Origin of the sequence: Aeromonas sp. 30P (genome assembly GCF_051919805.1) — a bacterium.
Classification (GTDB): domain Bacteria; phylum Pseudomonadota; class Gammaproteobacteria; order Enterobacterales; family Aeromonadaceae; genus Aeromonas; species Aeromonas veronii.
This window is the reverse complement of sequence record NZ_JBQBEA010000001.1, coordinates 2,078,938-2,092,260: the sequence shown is the minus strand read 5'-3', so window position 1 is coordinate 2,092,260 and position 13,323 is coordinate 2,078,938. Positions and strand designations below refer to the sequence as shown.

Here is a 13,323-nt window from a genome sequence, read left to right as displayed (position 1 = left end):
ACCTTGTTTTACCCCCTTGTTATGGTATCTTGACTACATCAACCAACAACTTAGGGAGAGAAAAATGAAAGAGTTTGTCGTTACTGCCGTTTTCACGGTGTTTTTCACCCTGGTTGCTGTCTCTCTGCCCTCACTGTCACAATTCTGAGCCGGATAGAGAGGCATCAATCCGGACCGACCCTCTTTGCCATGTCTGTTTAATCGCCACCAACTGGCGCTTTTCAGCAATAATGCCGAGATGGTCAACATAGATATGATTTCATCACGTTGACGCTGTTTCTTTCGCCACAAGGGTGTAACCAGGATGGTTTAACCATATGGCCTGATGGAGTAGAACCAGCAGCAAATCATATCCGAGGGGAGCAAGGCTCCCCTTTTTGTTACCCGCCGTTTGACAGTCCCCTACCCCGGCATCTACAACAGGCCGGTTGACGCCATACGGCCCATGCCCAAAACTGATGTTTTCCCCTCCTGTACTCTCCATTCAACACAGCTACATCCGTCAGCAATCTCTTGTGCACACCTTTGCTCTGATACTTGTCCGGCAGATATAAAAAAGCCCCCGCCATCATGGCAGGGGCTCGCGTTACCCAGTGTCAGCTTAGGGCTATTATATCTCAGTCCAGCTCAAAACAATTATGCCTTGTTCCAGCGCTCTGGGTCATATTCCGGGCTGAAACGGTCAACAATGACAGCACAAGCCGCATCGCCGGTGATATTGAGGGAGGTGCGGATCATATCGAACAGTCGATCCAGCGCGAACAGCAGCGGCAACCCTTCGATGGGGATCCCGGCCGCCAGCAGCACGGCAACCACCAGGAAGCTTGGGCCCGGCACACCGGCCTGACCGATCGCCCCCAAAGTGGAGGTCACAATGATGGCCGCCCAGGCACCGACGCTCAGATCGATGTTGTAAACCTGCGCGAAGAAGATGGCGACCAGACCGTAATAGATGGCGTTGCCGCTCATGTTGATGGTGGCACCCAGCGGCAACACGAAGGAGGCGGTCGCGTTGGTCACTTTCAGATCATGCTCGCAGGTCTCCATATTGACCGGCAGGGTCGCCATGGAAGAGGCGGTGGAGAAGGCCACGATCTGCGGCTTCTTCATGGCAGAGAGGTACTTCATCACCGGCGTGTTGGAGAACATCATCACCAGCAGCGGATAGACCACAAAGCCGAAGATAAGGATGGCAGCCACATAGACCACGAACAGCTTGAGCACCAGGGTCAGCACATCGAAGCCATAGGTACCGATGGCTTCCGCCATCAGACCGAACACCCCGAGCGGCGCGATGATCATCACCTTGTTGATCATCCAGACGAAGGCATCCACCAGGGTATTGAGCCCATCGACCAGTGGCTTGGCCCGCTCGCGCGGCTGTTTGGCCAGCGCAATGCCGAGGAACATGCAGAACACCAGGATCTGCAGGATGTTCGCTTCGTTGAGGGAGTTGAAGACGTTGGTGGGGATCATGCCAAGCAAGGTGGCGACTGCATCCGGCAACGCCCCTTTATCGGCATAGTCACCGCCAAACATGGAGGCAACGGAAGCGAAATCGACCCCGACACCCGGTTTGAAGATCTGCCCCATCACCAGTGCCAGCAACACGGCCAACGCTGAGGTCACGAGGAAGAAAGCCAGCGTAGCCGCACCGATCTTGCCCGCAGCCGGGCTGGCGCCCAGATTGGCGGCGCCGGAGAGGATGGCAACCGCCACCAGCGGGATCACCAGCATTTTGATCAGCTGGATAAACAGGGTACCGAGCGGTGCAAACACGGTGGCTTGTTCACCCATGAACGCGCCGACCACTGCGCCCAGTACCATGGCGACCACAACCTGGAAGCCGATGTTTTTAATGAGTCCTTTAGTTAACACAATATGTTCCTTTATGTAGCAAAATTCACACTTTCCCAGTGCAATTAACCAAACAGGGGAATGAGCGTCTGCCCATTCCCCTGTTTGCGCGTGTTATCTCACATTTAATTGCTGTTTTAAATCAGCAAATCATTAACCTTGGCTATTAATAAGTTTGCGAAAAAGTAAAGATTCAAAGCGGTCTCGGCGATTTTTACCTCATCCCCCATGACAACTGGCAAAAGATTGTGCTAGTTTGGCTGCACAAACGTACACACAGGGATGTAAAGATGCTGAAAGTTAACGAGTATTTCGACGGAAATGTAAAATCCATCGGTTTCGAACAAAAAGGGGAGAAATCAACCGTAGGGGTGATGAACGCCGGTGACTACCTGTTCAACACCGCCGCCCCCGAACGGATGACAGTGATCAAGGGCGCCCTCACCATCCAGCTGGCTGATGAAGATGAGTGGCACACCTACAGCCAGGGTGAATCCTTCCTGGTGGCCGGTCACTCCTCCTTCAAACTGGAAGTGAAAACCCCCACAGCTTATCTGTGCGAATTTCTCGACTGATCAGGCCGGTTGAAGGGGATCTGCCCCTTCAACCTTCTTGGTTCCCCCCAGCCCTATTATCTGTGTCCATGTCACAGCACCGCACATCCCCGCTTTCCATCCACGGCAAAAATCCTAGAATAAACAGACATAAACCATCACCGGATTGATGTCATGATCAGCGTGTTTGACCTGTTTTCCATCGGAATTGGCCCCTCCTCTTCCCATACCGTCGGCCCCATGCGTGCCTCTTACGCCTTCGTCCAGCAGCTCAAGCTGCAAGGGCATCTGCCACTAGTCACGCGGGTCGAAGTGGAGTGTTACGGCTCGCTTGGCCAGACCGGCAAAGGGCACGGTACCGGCAAGGCAATCATTCTGGGGCTATCGGGCTTTGAACCGGAATCGGTCGATATCGATGCCATCCCCGCCATTCTGGATCGAGTGGAAAAGGAACAGAACCTGCAGCTGGCAGGCGAACAACCAAGCCATTTTCCCCGCACCGGTGCCATCATCTTCAACCGCCGAAAAACCCTGCCGGCCCACACCAATGGCATGACTCTGCGAGCCTTTGATAAAGAGGAAAACCTGCGCTTCAGCCAGACCTACTACTCCATCGGGGGCGGCTTCATCATTGAAGAGAGCCACTTTGCCACCGCCAAGGAAGAGGCCGCCAAGTCCGATGCCGAACACCCTGTCCCCTACCCGTTCGACAGCGGCGCCCAGCTGCTGGCCCACTGTCAGGAGAGCGGCCTCTCCATCTCGGGGCTTATCCTCGCCAATGAGCGGATATTTCGCAGCGATGAGCAGATAAAAGCGGGGCTGCGCAAGATCTGGCAGGCGATGCAGGGCTGCGTCGAGCGAGGCTGCAAAAGCGAAGGGGTGCTGCCGGGCGGCCTCAAGGTTCGGCGCCGCGCCCCTGGGCTGTTCCGCCAGCTCAGCTGCGAGACCAACTTCAACAAGGATCCGCTGATGGTGATGGAGTGGGTCGATCTCTTTGCGCTGGCGGTCAACGAGGAGAACGCCGCCGGTGGCCGGGTGGTCACCGCCCCCACCAATGGCGCTGCGGGCATCATCCCCGCCGTGCTGCACTACTACGATCGCTTCGTGCACAAGGTGGATGACGAGACGCTGATCCGCTACTTCCTCACCGCGGCTGCCATCGGCATCTTATATAAGAAGAACGCCTCCCTCTCCGGGGCCGAAGTGGGCTGTCAGGGGGAAGTGGGAGTCGCCTGTTCCATGGCGGCTGGCGCACTGACCGAACTGCTGGGTGGCAGCCCGGCCATGGTGGAGAACGCCGCCGAGATCGGCATGGAGCACAATCTCGGCCTCACCTGCGATCCCATAGGCGGACTGGTGCAAGTGCCCTGCATCGAGCGCAACGCCATGGGGGCGGTCAAGGCGATCAATGCCGCCCGCCTCGCCCTGCGCGGCACCGGCGAGCACAAGGTGTCGCTCGACAAGGTGATCAAGACCATGTGGGAGACCGGCAACGACATGAAGACCAAATACAAGGAGACGGCCCGTGGCGGCCTCGCCGTTAACATTACCGAATGTTAAAAAACGGCAAATGACTCCATTTGGTTCCTAAATGCCCGGCATCGCCGGGTATTTTTATGGGCAAACGCTTAACAAAATGGATAAGCACAAAAATAAATTTTATACTCGCGCCTCAGATTCAACAAAAATAGATCTATTTCAACTTTTTTTAGGTCTGGAGCCGTTACACTACGGTTATCTGGCTCTGTGACCTGCGCTGACAAGCGCGTTCCATGGATCTCCCAAATTTCTGTGAGTGGGCATGCCGCCCCCTTCTACCCTGAGGTAATAGTGACATGATCAGCGTTTTTGATATCTTCAAAATCGGTGTAGGCCCCTCTTCTTCCCACACTGTTGGCCCGATGAAAGCGGCCAAACAGTTTGTTGACGAGCTGCGCGCGGGCGGCAAGATCCGCGATGTAACCCGGATCAATGTCGATGTTTACGGCTCCCTCTCCTGGACTGGCAAAGGCCACCATACCGACACTGCCATCATCATGGGCCTGGCTGGCAACCTGCCGGAAAATGTCGATATCGATGCCATCCCCGAGTTTATCTCCCGTGTTGAGCAGACCGAGCGCCTGCCGATCGGCCTGCACTGCCACACCGTCAGCTTCCCGCGTGACGCCATGGTATTCCACGACGAAGCCCTGCCGCTGCACGAAAACGGCATGAAGCTGACTGCCCTGATCGAAGATGAAGTGGTTTACAGCAAGACCTACTACTCCATCGGTGGTGGCTTCATCGTTGACGAAGAGAACTTCGGCAAGGCTGACAGCGGCGACATGTCCGTACGCTATCCGTTCAAGAGCGCCGCCGAGCTGGTTGCCCATTGCAGCCAGACAGGTCTCTCCATCTCTGCCCTGATGATGGAAAACGAGAAGTGCTTCAACACTCCGGAAGAGATCTACAAGAAATTCGGCAAGATCTGGAACACCATGCGTGAAGGTATCGAGCGCGGCTGCCGTACCGAAGGCGTTCTCTCCGGCCCGCTGCGCGTACCCCGTCGTGCCGCACCGCTCTACCGTCAGCTCAACACCAACGAGAACCTCTCGAGCGACCCGATGAACATCGTTGACTGGGTCAACATGTTCGCTCTGGCCGTGAGTGAAGAGAACGCTGCCGGTGGCCGCGTGGTCACTGCCCCGACCAACGGCGCTGCCGGTATCATTCCGGCCGTACTGGCTTACTACGACAAGTTCATCCAGCCGGTTGGCCGCGACGAGTATACCCGTTTCTATCTGGCTGCCGGTGCCGTCGGCATCCTCTACAAGATGAACGCCTCCATCTCCGGCGCCGAAGTGGGCTGTCAAGGTGAAGTAGGTGTTTCCTGCTCCATGGCCGCTGCCGGTCTGACCGAGCTGATGGGCGGTAGCCCGGAGCACGTCTGCGAAGCTGCCGAGATCGGCATGGAGCACAACCTGGGTCTGACCTGTGATCCGGTTGCCGGTCAGGTACAGGTGCCTTGCATCGAGCGTAACGCCATCGCAGCCATGAAGGCTGTCAACGCCTCCCGTATGGCCCTGCGTCGTACCTCCAAGCCGCGCGTCTCTCTGGACAAGGTGATCGAGACCATGTACATCACCGGCAAGGACATGGACTCCAAGTACCGTGAAACCTCCCGTGGTGGTCTGGCCATCAAGGTGATGCAGGTTGCTTGCGAATAAATAGGGGTTGCGACCATCATCTGAACAAAGGCGGGATATCCCGCCTTTTTTATTGCCCGAATGGGATACTGGACACTTATACCGGCATACCGACCATTTCACTGTAGGGCGTCGCTGATATACCCTGCTACGCCACCGCAATGCGGATTGCCTTGTCTGCATACCTCTCTAATTACATACCTTGATTAACTCTTCTCAATGCATTGAGAGGGACATTACGCCCCTACATGAAACCTGTACCTGCTATCTTGCCCCGGTCACGATTCCACAACTAATCGATATCGAGATGGCCCCTCAGCTCAATCCCCTCCCCTTTGGGCATACCCTTGTTTGGCAAGACGCGGTTACCGCTCACCCTGCGGATTATCACGCCGCCACATTGATTGCCTCCTATGTGGCACTTTCGTGCTCAGGGCAAACAATCAAGTACACAAACAGGGGGTTAGCTCATCATTTTGGCCACAGCGCATCGCGCAAACTGGTTTTAGCACAGTTATCATCGCCCTCTTTGCGCCCCATTTGATGGATAACTCATCGCGCAGTGGAGACAAAAAAAGCGCCCAAAGAAGGGGCCGAAAATAATCGATGAATGGGCCAATAGCCGTTGGAATGGAGGATATGAGTACGCGCCACTCGCTATTTTTGTGAGCGCCAGCAAAGGTTGAGGATATGGTGTTGGGAGCAGATTGACTTTCTATTTAAACAGCGAAAAGTGAATATCACCAAAGGGAGGGTTTAATTTGGCCAGATCCTGTCACGGGATTATCGCAAGCTACCTCACCGGGGCCGGAATGCGTCATGCAGAGTCACAAAGAATTAGCCCCGCTGGGCAGAACGCACAACGGGGCTGGATATTCAGGATGGCTGTTTCAAGCTGGCCTTGTGCTGCTCCAGCAAATTCTCGGGGGGCGGCGGCACCTGCAGGTAGAACCCCTGGTTGGTCAGCGCGGCCATCACCTTGCCAACATCAGCCAGCCCCAAGGGCTTGGCCGGATCCAGCTTGGTCATCAGCACCAGCTCGGGACGCCCGAATGCGCTCAGCAGTGGCTCGGGAACACGGGAGAAATCCTCTCTTTTTTCAACAAAAAGGTAGGTCTCGGCTTTTTTGCGACTTTTATAGACTGCACACAACATGGAAATTGATATAATCCGACGAGTTTATTGCCTCTGATGGGGGCAAACTATAACATCAGGAATTGAATAACAATAACGGATTAGCATCTCTGCCTCGGGGAAGATTCATGGTTGAGCGCGATAACGAATTGAAAGGGACCACCTTCACTATTTCTGTGTTGCATATCAGCGATGGCGAGCCTGAGCGGATACGTCAGTTGTTGGCCGAAAAAGTGGCCCAGGCACCCTACTTTTTTAATTGTGCGCCGCTGGTGATCAATGTTTCCCGACTGGAACATATTCCCGATTTCGAACAGCTCAAGGAGCTGGTGGAGTCCGAAGAGTTTGTGCTGGTCGGCATCACGGGGGCGCGCAGTGAAGAGATGAAGACAGCCGCCAAGGCGGTGGGACTGGCCGTGATGGCCTCGGGCAAGAGTCGCAAGAGCGAACCGGAACCCGAGCCTGCCCCCGCGCCAGCCGCCCCTGAGGTGGTTCCCGAGCCAGAACCCGCCCCCTTGATCCCGAGCAAGGTACATGTGGGACCGGTTCGTTCCGGCCAGCAAATTTACGCCGCCGGCACCTCGCTGGTGGTGCTGGGGTCCGTCAGTCCGGGAGCCGAAGTGCTCGCCGACGACAGCATTCATATTTATGGCACCCTGCGTGGCAGAGCCATTGCCGGTGCCCGGGGAAACACCCAGGCCCGGATCTATTGCCAGCAATTACAGGCCGAGCTGCTCTCCATCGCGGGCACATTCCAGCTGAGCGATGCATTGCCGGCAGGCTTGATCCAGCAACCGGTACACGTCCGGCTGGACAACGAACAACTCCGAATAGACCGTATCAAATAGAGTTACAAGGAAGCGAGAATGGCGCGAATCATAGTCGTTACATCGGGTAAAGGTGGCGTTGGCAAGACCACAACCAGTGCGGCCCTGAGCACCGGCTTAGCCCAGCGTGGTCACAAGACAGTGGTCATTGACTTTGACATCGGTCTGAGAAACCTGGATCTCATCATGGGCTGCGAGCGGCGCGTGGTGTATGACTTCGTCAACGTCATCAATGGGGAAGCAAACCTCAATCAGGCGCTGATCAAGGACAAACGCTCGGAAAATCTGTTTATCCTGCCCGCCTCCCAGACCCGGGACAAAGATGCCCTCACCCGTGAGGGGGTCGAGAAGATCCTGGATCAGCTGGCGGAGATGAAGTTCGATTACATCGTCTGCGACTCCCCGGCGGGGATCGAGGCGGGCGCACTGATGGCACTCTATTTTGCCGATGAAGCGATCGTCACCACCAACCCGGAAGTCTCTTCCGTGCGTGACTCCGACCGCATCCTTGGCATCCTGGCCTCCAAGTCCCGTCGCGCCGAGCGTGGCGAAGACCCCATCAAGGAGCACCTGCTGCTGACCCGCTACTGCCCGACCCGCGTCAACCGCGGCGACATGCTGAGCGTGCAAGATGTGCAGGAGATCCTGGCCATCCCGCTGCTCGGGGTGATCCCGGAGTCCCAGGCGGTGCTGCGCGCCTCCAACTCCGGCGAACCGGTCATTCTGGACAAGGAGTCCGATGCCGGTCAGGCCTACGAAGATGCGGTGTCACGCCTGCTGGGCGATGCCAAGGAATTTCGTTTTCTGGAAGAAGAGAAGAAGGGCTTCTTTAGCCGACTGTTCGGGAGTTAAACATGTCATTATTGGATTATTTTCGTTCCAACAAGAAACAGAACACCGCACAACTGGCCAAAGAGCGGTTGCAGATCATTGTTGCTCACGAGCGTTCATCCAGAGGGGGGCCGGATTACCTGCCCCAGCTCAAGCAGGATATCCTCGATGTGATCCGCAAATACGTCAACATTGATCCGGAGAAGATAACCGTCCAACTGGATCAGAAGAGTGATGAGCTGTCGGTACTGGAGCTCAACATCACCTTCGCCGATGACAAGAAGGGATGAGCTGACGCCCTATGCGTGACCCCTTCCCCCAATGAAGACCGGATCCTGTCACTGGATCCGGTTTTTTATTGGCACAAAAACAGGTCACAGCGGCTCGCCTCATCTCGCCAAGGGGTCTGCCGACCGCTAGAATAGCGCCGCCCCGCAGGCAGTGATCTGCGCTGGCACCTTTTTCTCTTTTCTGGAACAGACCGCTTATGTCTATGAATGACGAAATGCACAGCGTCGAGGAACTGCTCGATACCGCCCTCGAACTCTTTATGGAGCTGGCCTCTGACAACCTGCCGGAGCAGGAGATCGCCCGTTTCAATCAGGAGTTCAACGACCGCGGCCTGCTGGCCGAAACCGACCCGGCCGATGACTGGGAAGCGGACGTGGGTTTTGCGGTGAGCGATACCGACTATGCCGAGATCTGGGTAGGCCTTGGCAATGAAGAACAAGAGTATGAGCACCTGTTTGCCCGCATGCTGCTCTCCCGCCGTGTTGACGAGAAGTTCTGCCACATCGAATGGCTGCCCCAATAATTCCGGATCCCGATGATCCCAGCCACTATCAGTGGGAGTCAGACCCTGCTGCCGTTGCCCCCGAGCGCCCATCTGCATCGTTTGGGCGCCGGGTGTTGAGGTGGGCAGGCAAGATCGCGCTGGCCGGGCTGCTCTGCTCGGTCGGCTCGGTCGCCTTGCTGCGTTTTATTGATCCGCCGATGTGGAGCTGGCGTATCGAGCGGGCTCTATTTCCGCCCGCCAAGATCACCCAGGTACGCCATCAATGGGTAGATCTGGAGTCCATCTCCAAGGAGCTGCAACTGGCGGTGATCGCCGCCGAGGATCAGCGCTTTGCCGATCACAACGGCTTTGACATGGATGCCATCAACGCCGCGCTCAAGCACAACCAGCACAGCGAACGGGTGCGCGGTGCCAGCACCCTCAGCCAGCAGACCGCCAAGAACCTCTTTATGTGGAGTGATCGCAGCTTCTTGCGCAAGGGGCTGGAGGCCTGGTTTACCCTGCTGATGGAGCTGGGTTGGGACAAGGCCCGCATTCTCGAGGTCTATCTCAATATCGTGGAGTTCGGCCCCGGCATCTATGGCGCCGAAGCCGCGGCCCGCACCTACTTTGGCAAACCGGCCAGCAGCTTGACCCGCTACGAGTCATCCCTGCTGGCTGCTGCCCTGCCCAATCCGTGGCGCTATCGGGTCAAGCCCCCTTCACCCTATGTGCAGAAGCGCTCGGTCTGGATCCGCCGCCAAATGGGTCAACTGGGCCAGATCACCCTCAATCGGGTGCATCAGGCCGACTGATCCTCAGGGCTCATCGGGTTTCTCCGGTGGGCCCAGATGACCGCCCACCGTCTCGCGGTGAAGCGGCAGATAGTGCCACCACCAGGCCTCGCGCCGTCGCTTGATCTGTTGCCGCCGTCCCCGCTGCTTCATCCCCTCACTCCCTGCCAGATGATCCGCGCCTTAACCATACTCCCCCAACGGCAACTTGGACAGGTCAGGCACGCCCGGCGCACTGGTCTGGCCGCCACAGCCAATAATTGTTACAGTAGCGAACCTCGATGTATCTGGAGTGATTTCATGGAACAGCGTACCCCGGATCAGCTGGTCGAATGGGCCTATGATCAGTTTCTTGAGCAGGCCGCCGATATGCTGGCCCCCGAACAAATAGTCGACATCACCCTGGAGTTTGAGCAGCGTGGCGCCGTGGAGGCGACTCTGCCCAATGCCGACTGGTCGACCGAGCTGGGTGAGCCGGTCGATATGGAGCGCTGGGCCGAAGTGTGGGTCGGTTTGCTGGATCATCAGGATGAGTTTGAGGTGATCTTCGCCACCTTCCTGCTGCCCCGTCTGTTGACCGAAGATCAAGTGCATGTGCGCTGGCATCGCCAGCAGCAGGCATAAAAAAGGCGCCATCGGCGCCTTTCTTGTTTCTGTGCACTCTTCTTGCTGTTTTCTGCTAATCCTGCGCAGCGATGGCCTTGGCCAGACAGCGGCGGCACCAGCAAGCGCTGGCCTCCTGCATCGGCAGTGTCGGTAACTGGCTGCACCAGCACTGGGCGATGGTCTGACCGGCAGAGACGGCGCAATAGGCCGGTTCACCACAACCCGGGCAGCGGTGAGTACTTTTCGAGCCATCCAGCTCGGCCATCACCGCCAGCTGGGCCTTGCTATCCATCGCCGACCAGTGGCCGATCTCGGTCAGGGTGCGGCCACAACCAAGGCAAAGCCCATCTTTCGCCTTGCAGAGACCAACACAGGGACTCGGCATCTTATTCGCTATCCACTGCCGAGTCGGTCTCTGTGGCCACCAGAGTGATGGCGTTATCTTCGATGACAATCTTGCCCTGCTTGTAGAGGCCGCCGATCGCCTTCTTGAAGGTACCCTTGCTCATGCTGAACAGCTTGTAGATGAGCTCGGGTTCGCTCTTGTCACCCACCGCCAGACTGCCGCCCTGCTTTTTCATCCGGCTCAGAATGCGCTCACCGGCGTCATCAACCCGCGCCAGACCCGGCTTTTGCAGGGTCAGATCGAGCTTGCCATCCTCGCGCACCTGCTTGACCCAGGCGGTTTGCGGCCGACCGGTCATCACCCGGCCAAACACTTCGTTCTTGAACAGCATGCCGGGATACTGACCGTTGACGATCACCTTGATGCCCAAGGGTGAGTGCTCCCCCGGTAGCGCGGTCACTTCGTCACCGACCTTGAAGTTGCTGCCGGCCGGGGTCAGGAAACGCTCGATGCGGCTGGTGCCGACCATGCGCCCTTCGTTATCCAGTTGCAGACGCACCAGATAAACGTGGCCCACCTGCATCGGCTTGTTCTGCTCGCGGCTCGGCACAAACAGATCCTTTTTCATGCCCCAGTCGAGGAAAGCACCAATCTTGTTGGCATTGACCACTTTCAGACCGGCAAATTCGTCCACCATGGCAAATGGCTTGTCGGTGGTGATCACCGGCTCGCAATCGGCATCCAGATAGAGGAAGACCTGCACGCTATCCCCCTCTTTCACCCCTTCCGGCAGTTGACGTTTGGGCAGCAGCAGTTCACCGTACTCATCGGCCGCAAGCCAGGCGCCACGGTCTTCGAGTTCAACAACGGTGAGGGTGTTCATCTTGCCAATCTGTATCATGGTGCTCTCTTTTTTCATTACCCGGATGGGCCAACTGAACATGGCCCCTATGGGCGCGCATGTTACCTCAAGAGCGGTGATCCGGCCTAGTCCCCAAGCCACCACGAGCCGCCCTTTCGCCCCTATCTTATCCGCCAATGGTGATTAAATCGCCAAACAGGCGGCCATTTGCTGCAAATAACCCCACTTTTAGGTAGACTTCGCGGCTGTTCAAATCCAGAGGAACTGTCGATGAACCCATCCACTCGTACCCGCCATCTTAATCAATGGATCCAGAGCCACAGCGATCAGGACATGACCTACCCGGCCCTGCACGGTTTTCTCTGTGCTCGTCTGGTGGGGCCGGAAAGCCCTGACTGGCAACGCCCGCTGGCTGGTCTGCTGGAACAGGATGCCGAGTTGGATGAAAAAAGCGCAGAAGCCCTCAACCACCTGATCGCCGAGCTGGAATCCCAAGCCGACGACGCCCAGCTGGCCCTGCCGAGCCAATGCCGCCTGCCCAGCGATAACCCCGAGCAGGTGTTCGAACAGAGCCACCCCCTCGGTCAATGGTGTTATGGCTTCAGCATGGGTTTTGCCACCTGGCCCAAGCCGAAGGATTTGAACGACCCGACCACCCAGTACCGCTTCAGTCTGGCCGCCGAGCTGAGCCTGTTTCGCGACAAGCAGATGGCCCAGATGCTCTATAGCGCTGCCGCCAGCGAGCTTCCCTTTGTCGAGTTCTGCAAACGCCAGCGCCAGAACATGAAAACCGCCCTCAACCAGCTGCTCAACCTCGACCAGTATCAGGCCGCCCCCAGCACCGATGTCGCCCTCAATGGCGAGCAGGCCCAACAGTGGCAGACCTGGTTCGAGCTGGCCGACAGCTGCCGCGATCATCAGGCCCGCCTCGGCTGGTTCGAGAAGATCATCGCCGATGCCACCCCGCTCTTTGATGAAGCCTTCTGGCAGCAAATCGCCGGCCACGGCTGGAGTGCCCCCGAACTGCGCCCCCTGCTGGCCGCCAGAGCCGGCCGCGCCGACTGCCTGCTGCGCCTTGGCAAGCTGGGCGAGGCCAAAGCGGAGTATCTGGCGCTGCTGACAATCTGCATGGCCGATGAGCTGGGTTGCCGCTACAACCTCTCCACTCTCTATGCACTGCAAGGGGATTGGCAGGCGTTGGCCGCCCTGTTGGTGCGCTTCGATGAAGCCTCCAGCTGGTTGCTCTATAACAAGGCACTGATGGTCTTTGCCACCGAGGGTGCCGAGGCAGCCAAGCCCCATCTGCTGGTCGCCATCGAGGCCAACCCGCACATTCCGGCCTGCCTGCTGGGTCAGCGCAAACTGCCCAAACAGGAGCCACAAAGCTGGCAAGCGGGCAGCCGCGACGAGGCCGCGCTCTACGCTATCCACACTCGCGAGGCCTGGCTCAAGCAGAACGCCCTCATCTGGTTGCGTAAAGGCTGAACAGCGTTGGCTTAAAATCCCGTCGGTCAGACCCGGTTTTTCCTTGAGGGCGTGCGCCACCGCACAT

General features: G+C 57.4%; 15 protein-coding genes. 10 read left to right on the top strand and 5 right to left on the bottom strand.

Going from position 1 to position 13,323, the window contains the following annotated elements; all coding sequences use genetic code 11:
• Positions 1-636 precede the first annotated feature (636 nt).
• Entirely contained in the window at positions 637-1,878 is a 1,242-nt protein-coding gene (locus tag ACTG2B_RS09700) for a dicarboxylate/amino acid:cation symporter (RefSeq protein ID WP_005360943.1), read from the bottom strand.
• 269 nt (positions 1,879-2,147) lie between these two features.
• Between ACTG2B_RS09700 and ACTG2B_RS09695 the strand changes: the two genes are divergently transcribed.
• The 3 genes from ACTG2B_RS09695 (at position 2,148) to ACTG2B_RS09685 (ending at position 5,617) form a co-directional block, all read left to right on the top strand.
• On the top strand, positions 2,148-2,432 hold the full coding sequence (locus ACTG2B_RS09695; protein ID WP_005336842.1) for a pyrimidine/purine nucleoside phosphorylase: 285 nt from the start codon (positions 2,148-2,150) through the stop codon (positions 2,430-2,432).
• Between the two features lie 153 nt (positions 2,433-2,585).
• Complete coding sequence (locus tag ACTG2B_RS09690) at positions 2,586-3,971, top strand: L-serine ammonia-lyase (RefSeq protein ID WP_439995597.1); 1,386 nt, start codon at positions 2,586-2,588, stop codon at positions 3,969-3,971.
• 275 nt (positions 3,972-4,246) lie between these two features.
• Positions 4,247-5,617 carry an L-serine ammonia-lyase gene (locus tag ACTG2B_RS09685; protein WP_005336844.1) on the top strand — a complete coding sequence of 457 codons (1,371 nt, stop codon included), beginning with the start codon at positions 4,247-4,249 and terminating at the stop codon, positions 5,615-5,617.
• Positions 5,618-6,472: 855 nt separating this feature from the next.
• Here the strand turns inward: ACTG2B_RS09685 and ACTG2B_RS09680 are convergent.
• Positions 6,473-6,751, bottom strand: a complete 279-nt coding sequence (locus tag ACTG2B_RS09680) for a YcgL domain-containing protein (protein ID WP_042080846.1) — start codon at positions 6,749-6,751, stop codon at positions 6,473-6,475.
• Between the two features lie 107 nt (positions 6,752-6,858).
• On the opposite strand from ACTG2B_RS09680, the gene minC reads away from it, so the two are divergent.
• From minC to mtgA, 5 genes are all read left to right on the top strand, one after another.
• Complete coding sequence (gene minC / locus ACTG2B_RS09675; protein ID WP_013723728.1) at positions 6,859-7,578, top strand: septum site-determining protein MinC; 720 nt, start codon at positions 6,859-6,861, stop codon at positions 7,576-7,578.
• Between the two features lie 18 nt (positions 7,579-7,596).
• Positions 7,597-8,409: a septum site-determining protein MinD gene (minD, locus tag ACTG2B_RS09670; RefSeq protein WP_005336847.1), complete on the top strand. Its 813-nt coding sequence runs from the start codon at positions 7,597-7,599 to the stop codon at positions 8,407-8,409.
• Positions 8,410-8,411: 2 nt separating this feature from the next.
• A complete protein-coding gene (gene minE, locus ACTG2B_RS09665) occupies positions 8,412-8,678 on the top strand; it encodes a cell division topological specificity factor MinE (protein WP_005336848.1) in 267 nt (88 codons plus the stop codon).
• Between the two features lie 197 nt (positions 8,679-8,875).
• The gene (locus ACTG2B_RS09660; RefSeq protein ID WP_005352317.1) at positions 8,876-9,202 is read left to right on the top strand and encodes an HI1450 family dsDNA-mimic protein; all 327 of its coding nucleotides are present in this window, start codon (positions 8,876-8,878) and stop codon (positions 9,200-9,202) included.
• Positions 9,187-9,978, top strand: a complete 792-nt coding sequence (mtgA, locus tag ACTG2B_RS09655; RefSeq protein ID WP_335848432.1) for a monofunctional biosynthetic peptidoglycan transglycosylase — start codon at positions 9,187-9,189, stop codon at positions 9,976-9,978. The genes ACTG2B_RS09660 and mtgA overlap by 16 nt, the downstream gene beginning before the upstream one ends.
• A gap of 3 nt (positions 9,979-9,981) precedes the next feature.
• On the opposite strand, the gene ACTG2B_RS09650 is transcribed toward mtgA, so the two are convergent.
• A complete protein-coding gene (locus tag ACTG2B_RS09650) occupies positions 9,982-10,110 on the bottom strand; it encodes a hypothetical protein (RefSeq protein WP_019445852.1) in 129 nt (42 codons plus the stop codon).
• A gap of 147 nt (positions 10,111-10,257) precedes the next feature.
• Here ACTG2B_RS09650 and ACTG2B_RS09645 point away from each other — a divergent pair, with 147 nt between their 5' ends.
• Complete coding sequence (locus tag ACTG2B_RS09645; protein ID WP_167572682.1) at positions 10,258-10,581, top strand: HI1450 family dsDNA-mimic protein; 324 nt, start codon at positions 10,258-10,260, stop codon at positions 10,579-10,581.
• Positions 10,582-10,636: 55 nt separating this feature from the next.
• Here the strand turns inward: ACTG2B_RS09645 and ACTG2B_RS09640 are convergent, their stop codons facing one another.
• On the bottom strand, positions 10,637-10,948 hold the full coding sequence (locus tag ACTG2B_RS09640; protein WP_120414346.1) for a DUF1289 domain-containing protein: 312 nt from the start codon (positions 10,946-10,948) through the stop codon (positions 10,637-10,639).
• 1 nt (position 10,949) lies between these two features.
• A complete protein-coding gene (locus tag ACTG2B_RS09635; protein ID WP_005336853.1) occupies positions 10,950-11,810 on the bottom strand; it encodes a CvfB family protein in 861 nt (286 codons plus the stop codon).
• 231 nt (positions 11,811-12,041) lie between these two features.
• Between ACTG2B_RS09635 and ACTG2B_RS09630 the strand changes: the two genes are divergently transcribed.
• Positions 12,042-13,256: a UPF0149 family protein gene (locus tag ACTG2B_RS09630; protein WP_439995596.1), complete on the top strand. Its 1,215-nt coding sequence runs from the start codon at positions 12,042-12,044 to the stop codon at positions 13,254-13,256.
• Positions 13,257-13,323: the final 67 nt, after the last annotated feature.

What these genes read in the sequence shown, in the direction of transcription:
- ACTG2B_RS09695 (WP_005336842.1), top strand. Translation starts at nt 2,148, where the DNA reads ATGCTGAAAGTTAACGAGTATTTCGACGGAAATGTAAAATCCATCGGT.
- ACTG2B_RS09690 (WP_439995597.1), top strand. Translation starts at nt 2,586, where the DNA reads ATGATCAGCGTGTTTGACCTGTTTTCCATCGGAATTGGCCCCTCCTCT.
- ACTG2B_RS09685 (WP_005336844.1), top strand. Translation starts at nt 4,247, where the DNA reads ATGATCAGCGTTTTTGATATCTTCAAAATCGGTGTAGGCCCCTCTTCT.
- ACTG2B_RS09680 (WP_042080846.1), bottom strand. Translation starts at nt 6,751, where the DNA reads ATGTTGTGTGCAGTCTATAAAAGTCGCAAAAAAGCCGAGACCTACCTT.
- minC (WP_013723728.1), top strand. Translation starts at nt 6,859, where the DNA reads ATGGTTGAGCGCGATAACGAATTGAAAGGGACCACCTTCACTATTTCT.
- minD (WP_005336847.1), top strand. Translation starts at nt 7,597, where the DNA reads ATGGCGCGAATCATAGTCGTTACATCGGGTAAAGGTGGCGTTGGCAAG.
- minE (WP_005336848.1), top strand. Translation starts at nt 8,412, where the DNA reads ATGTCATTATTGGATTATTTTCGTTCCAACAAGAAACAGAACACCGCA.
- ACTG2B_RS09660 (WP_005352317.1), top strand. Translation starts at nt 8,876, where the DNA reads ATGTCTATGAATGACGAAATGCACAGCGTCGAGGAACTGCTCGATACC.
- mtgA (WP_335848432.1), top strand. Translation starts at nt 9,187, where the DNA reads ATGGCTGCCCCAATAATTCCGGATCCCGATGATCCCAGCCACTATCAG.
- ACTG2B_RS09650 (WP_019445852.1), bottom strand. Translation starts at nt 10,110, where the DNA reads ATGAAGCAGCGGGGACGGCGGCAACAGATCAAGCGACGGCGCGAGGCC.
- ACTG2B_RS09645 (WP_167572682.1), top strand. Translation starts at nt 10,258, where the DNA reads ATGGAACAGCGTACCCCGGATCAGCTGGTCGAATGGGCCTATGATCAG.
- ACTG2B_RS09640 (WP_120414346.1), bottom strand. Translation starts at nt 10,948, where the DNA reads ATGCCGAGTCCCTGTGTTGGTCTCTGCAAGGCGAAAGATGGGCTTTGC.
- ACTG2B_RS09635 (WP_005336853.1), bottom strand. Translation starts at nt 11,810, where the DNA reads ATGATACAGATTGGCAAGATGAACACCCTCACCGTTGTTGAACTCGAA.
- ACTG2B_RS09630 (WP_439995596.1), top strand. Translation starts at nt 12,042, where the DNA reads ATGAACCCATCCACTCGTACCCGCCATCTTAATCAATGGATCCAGAGC.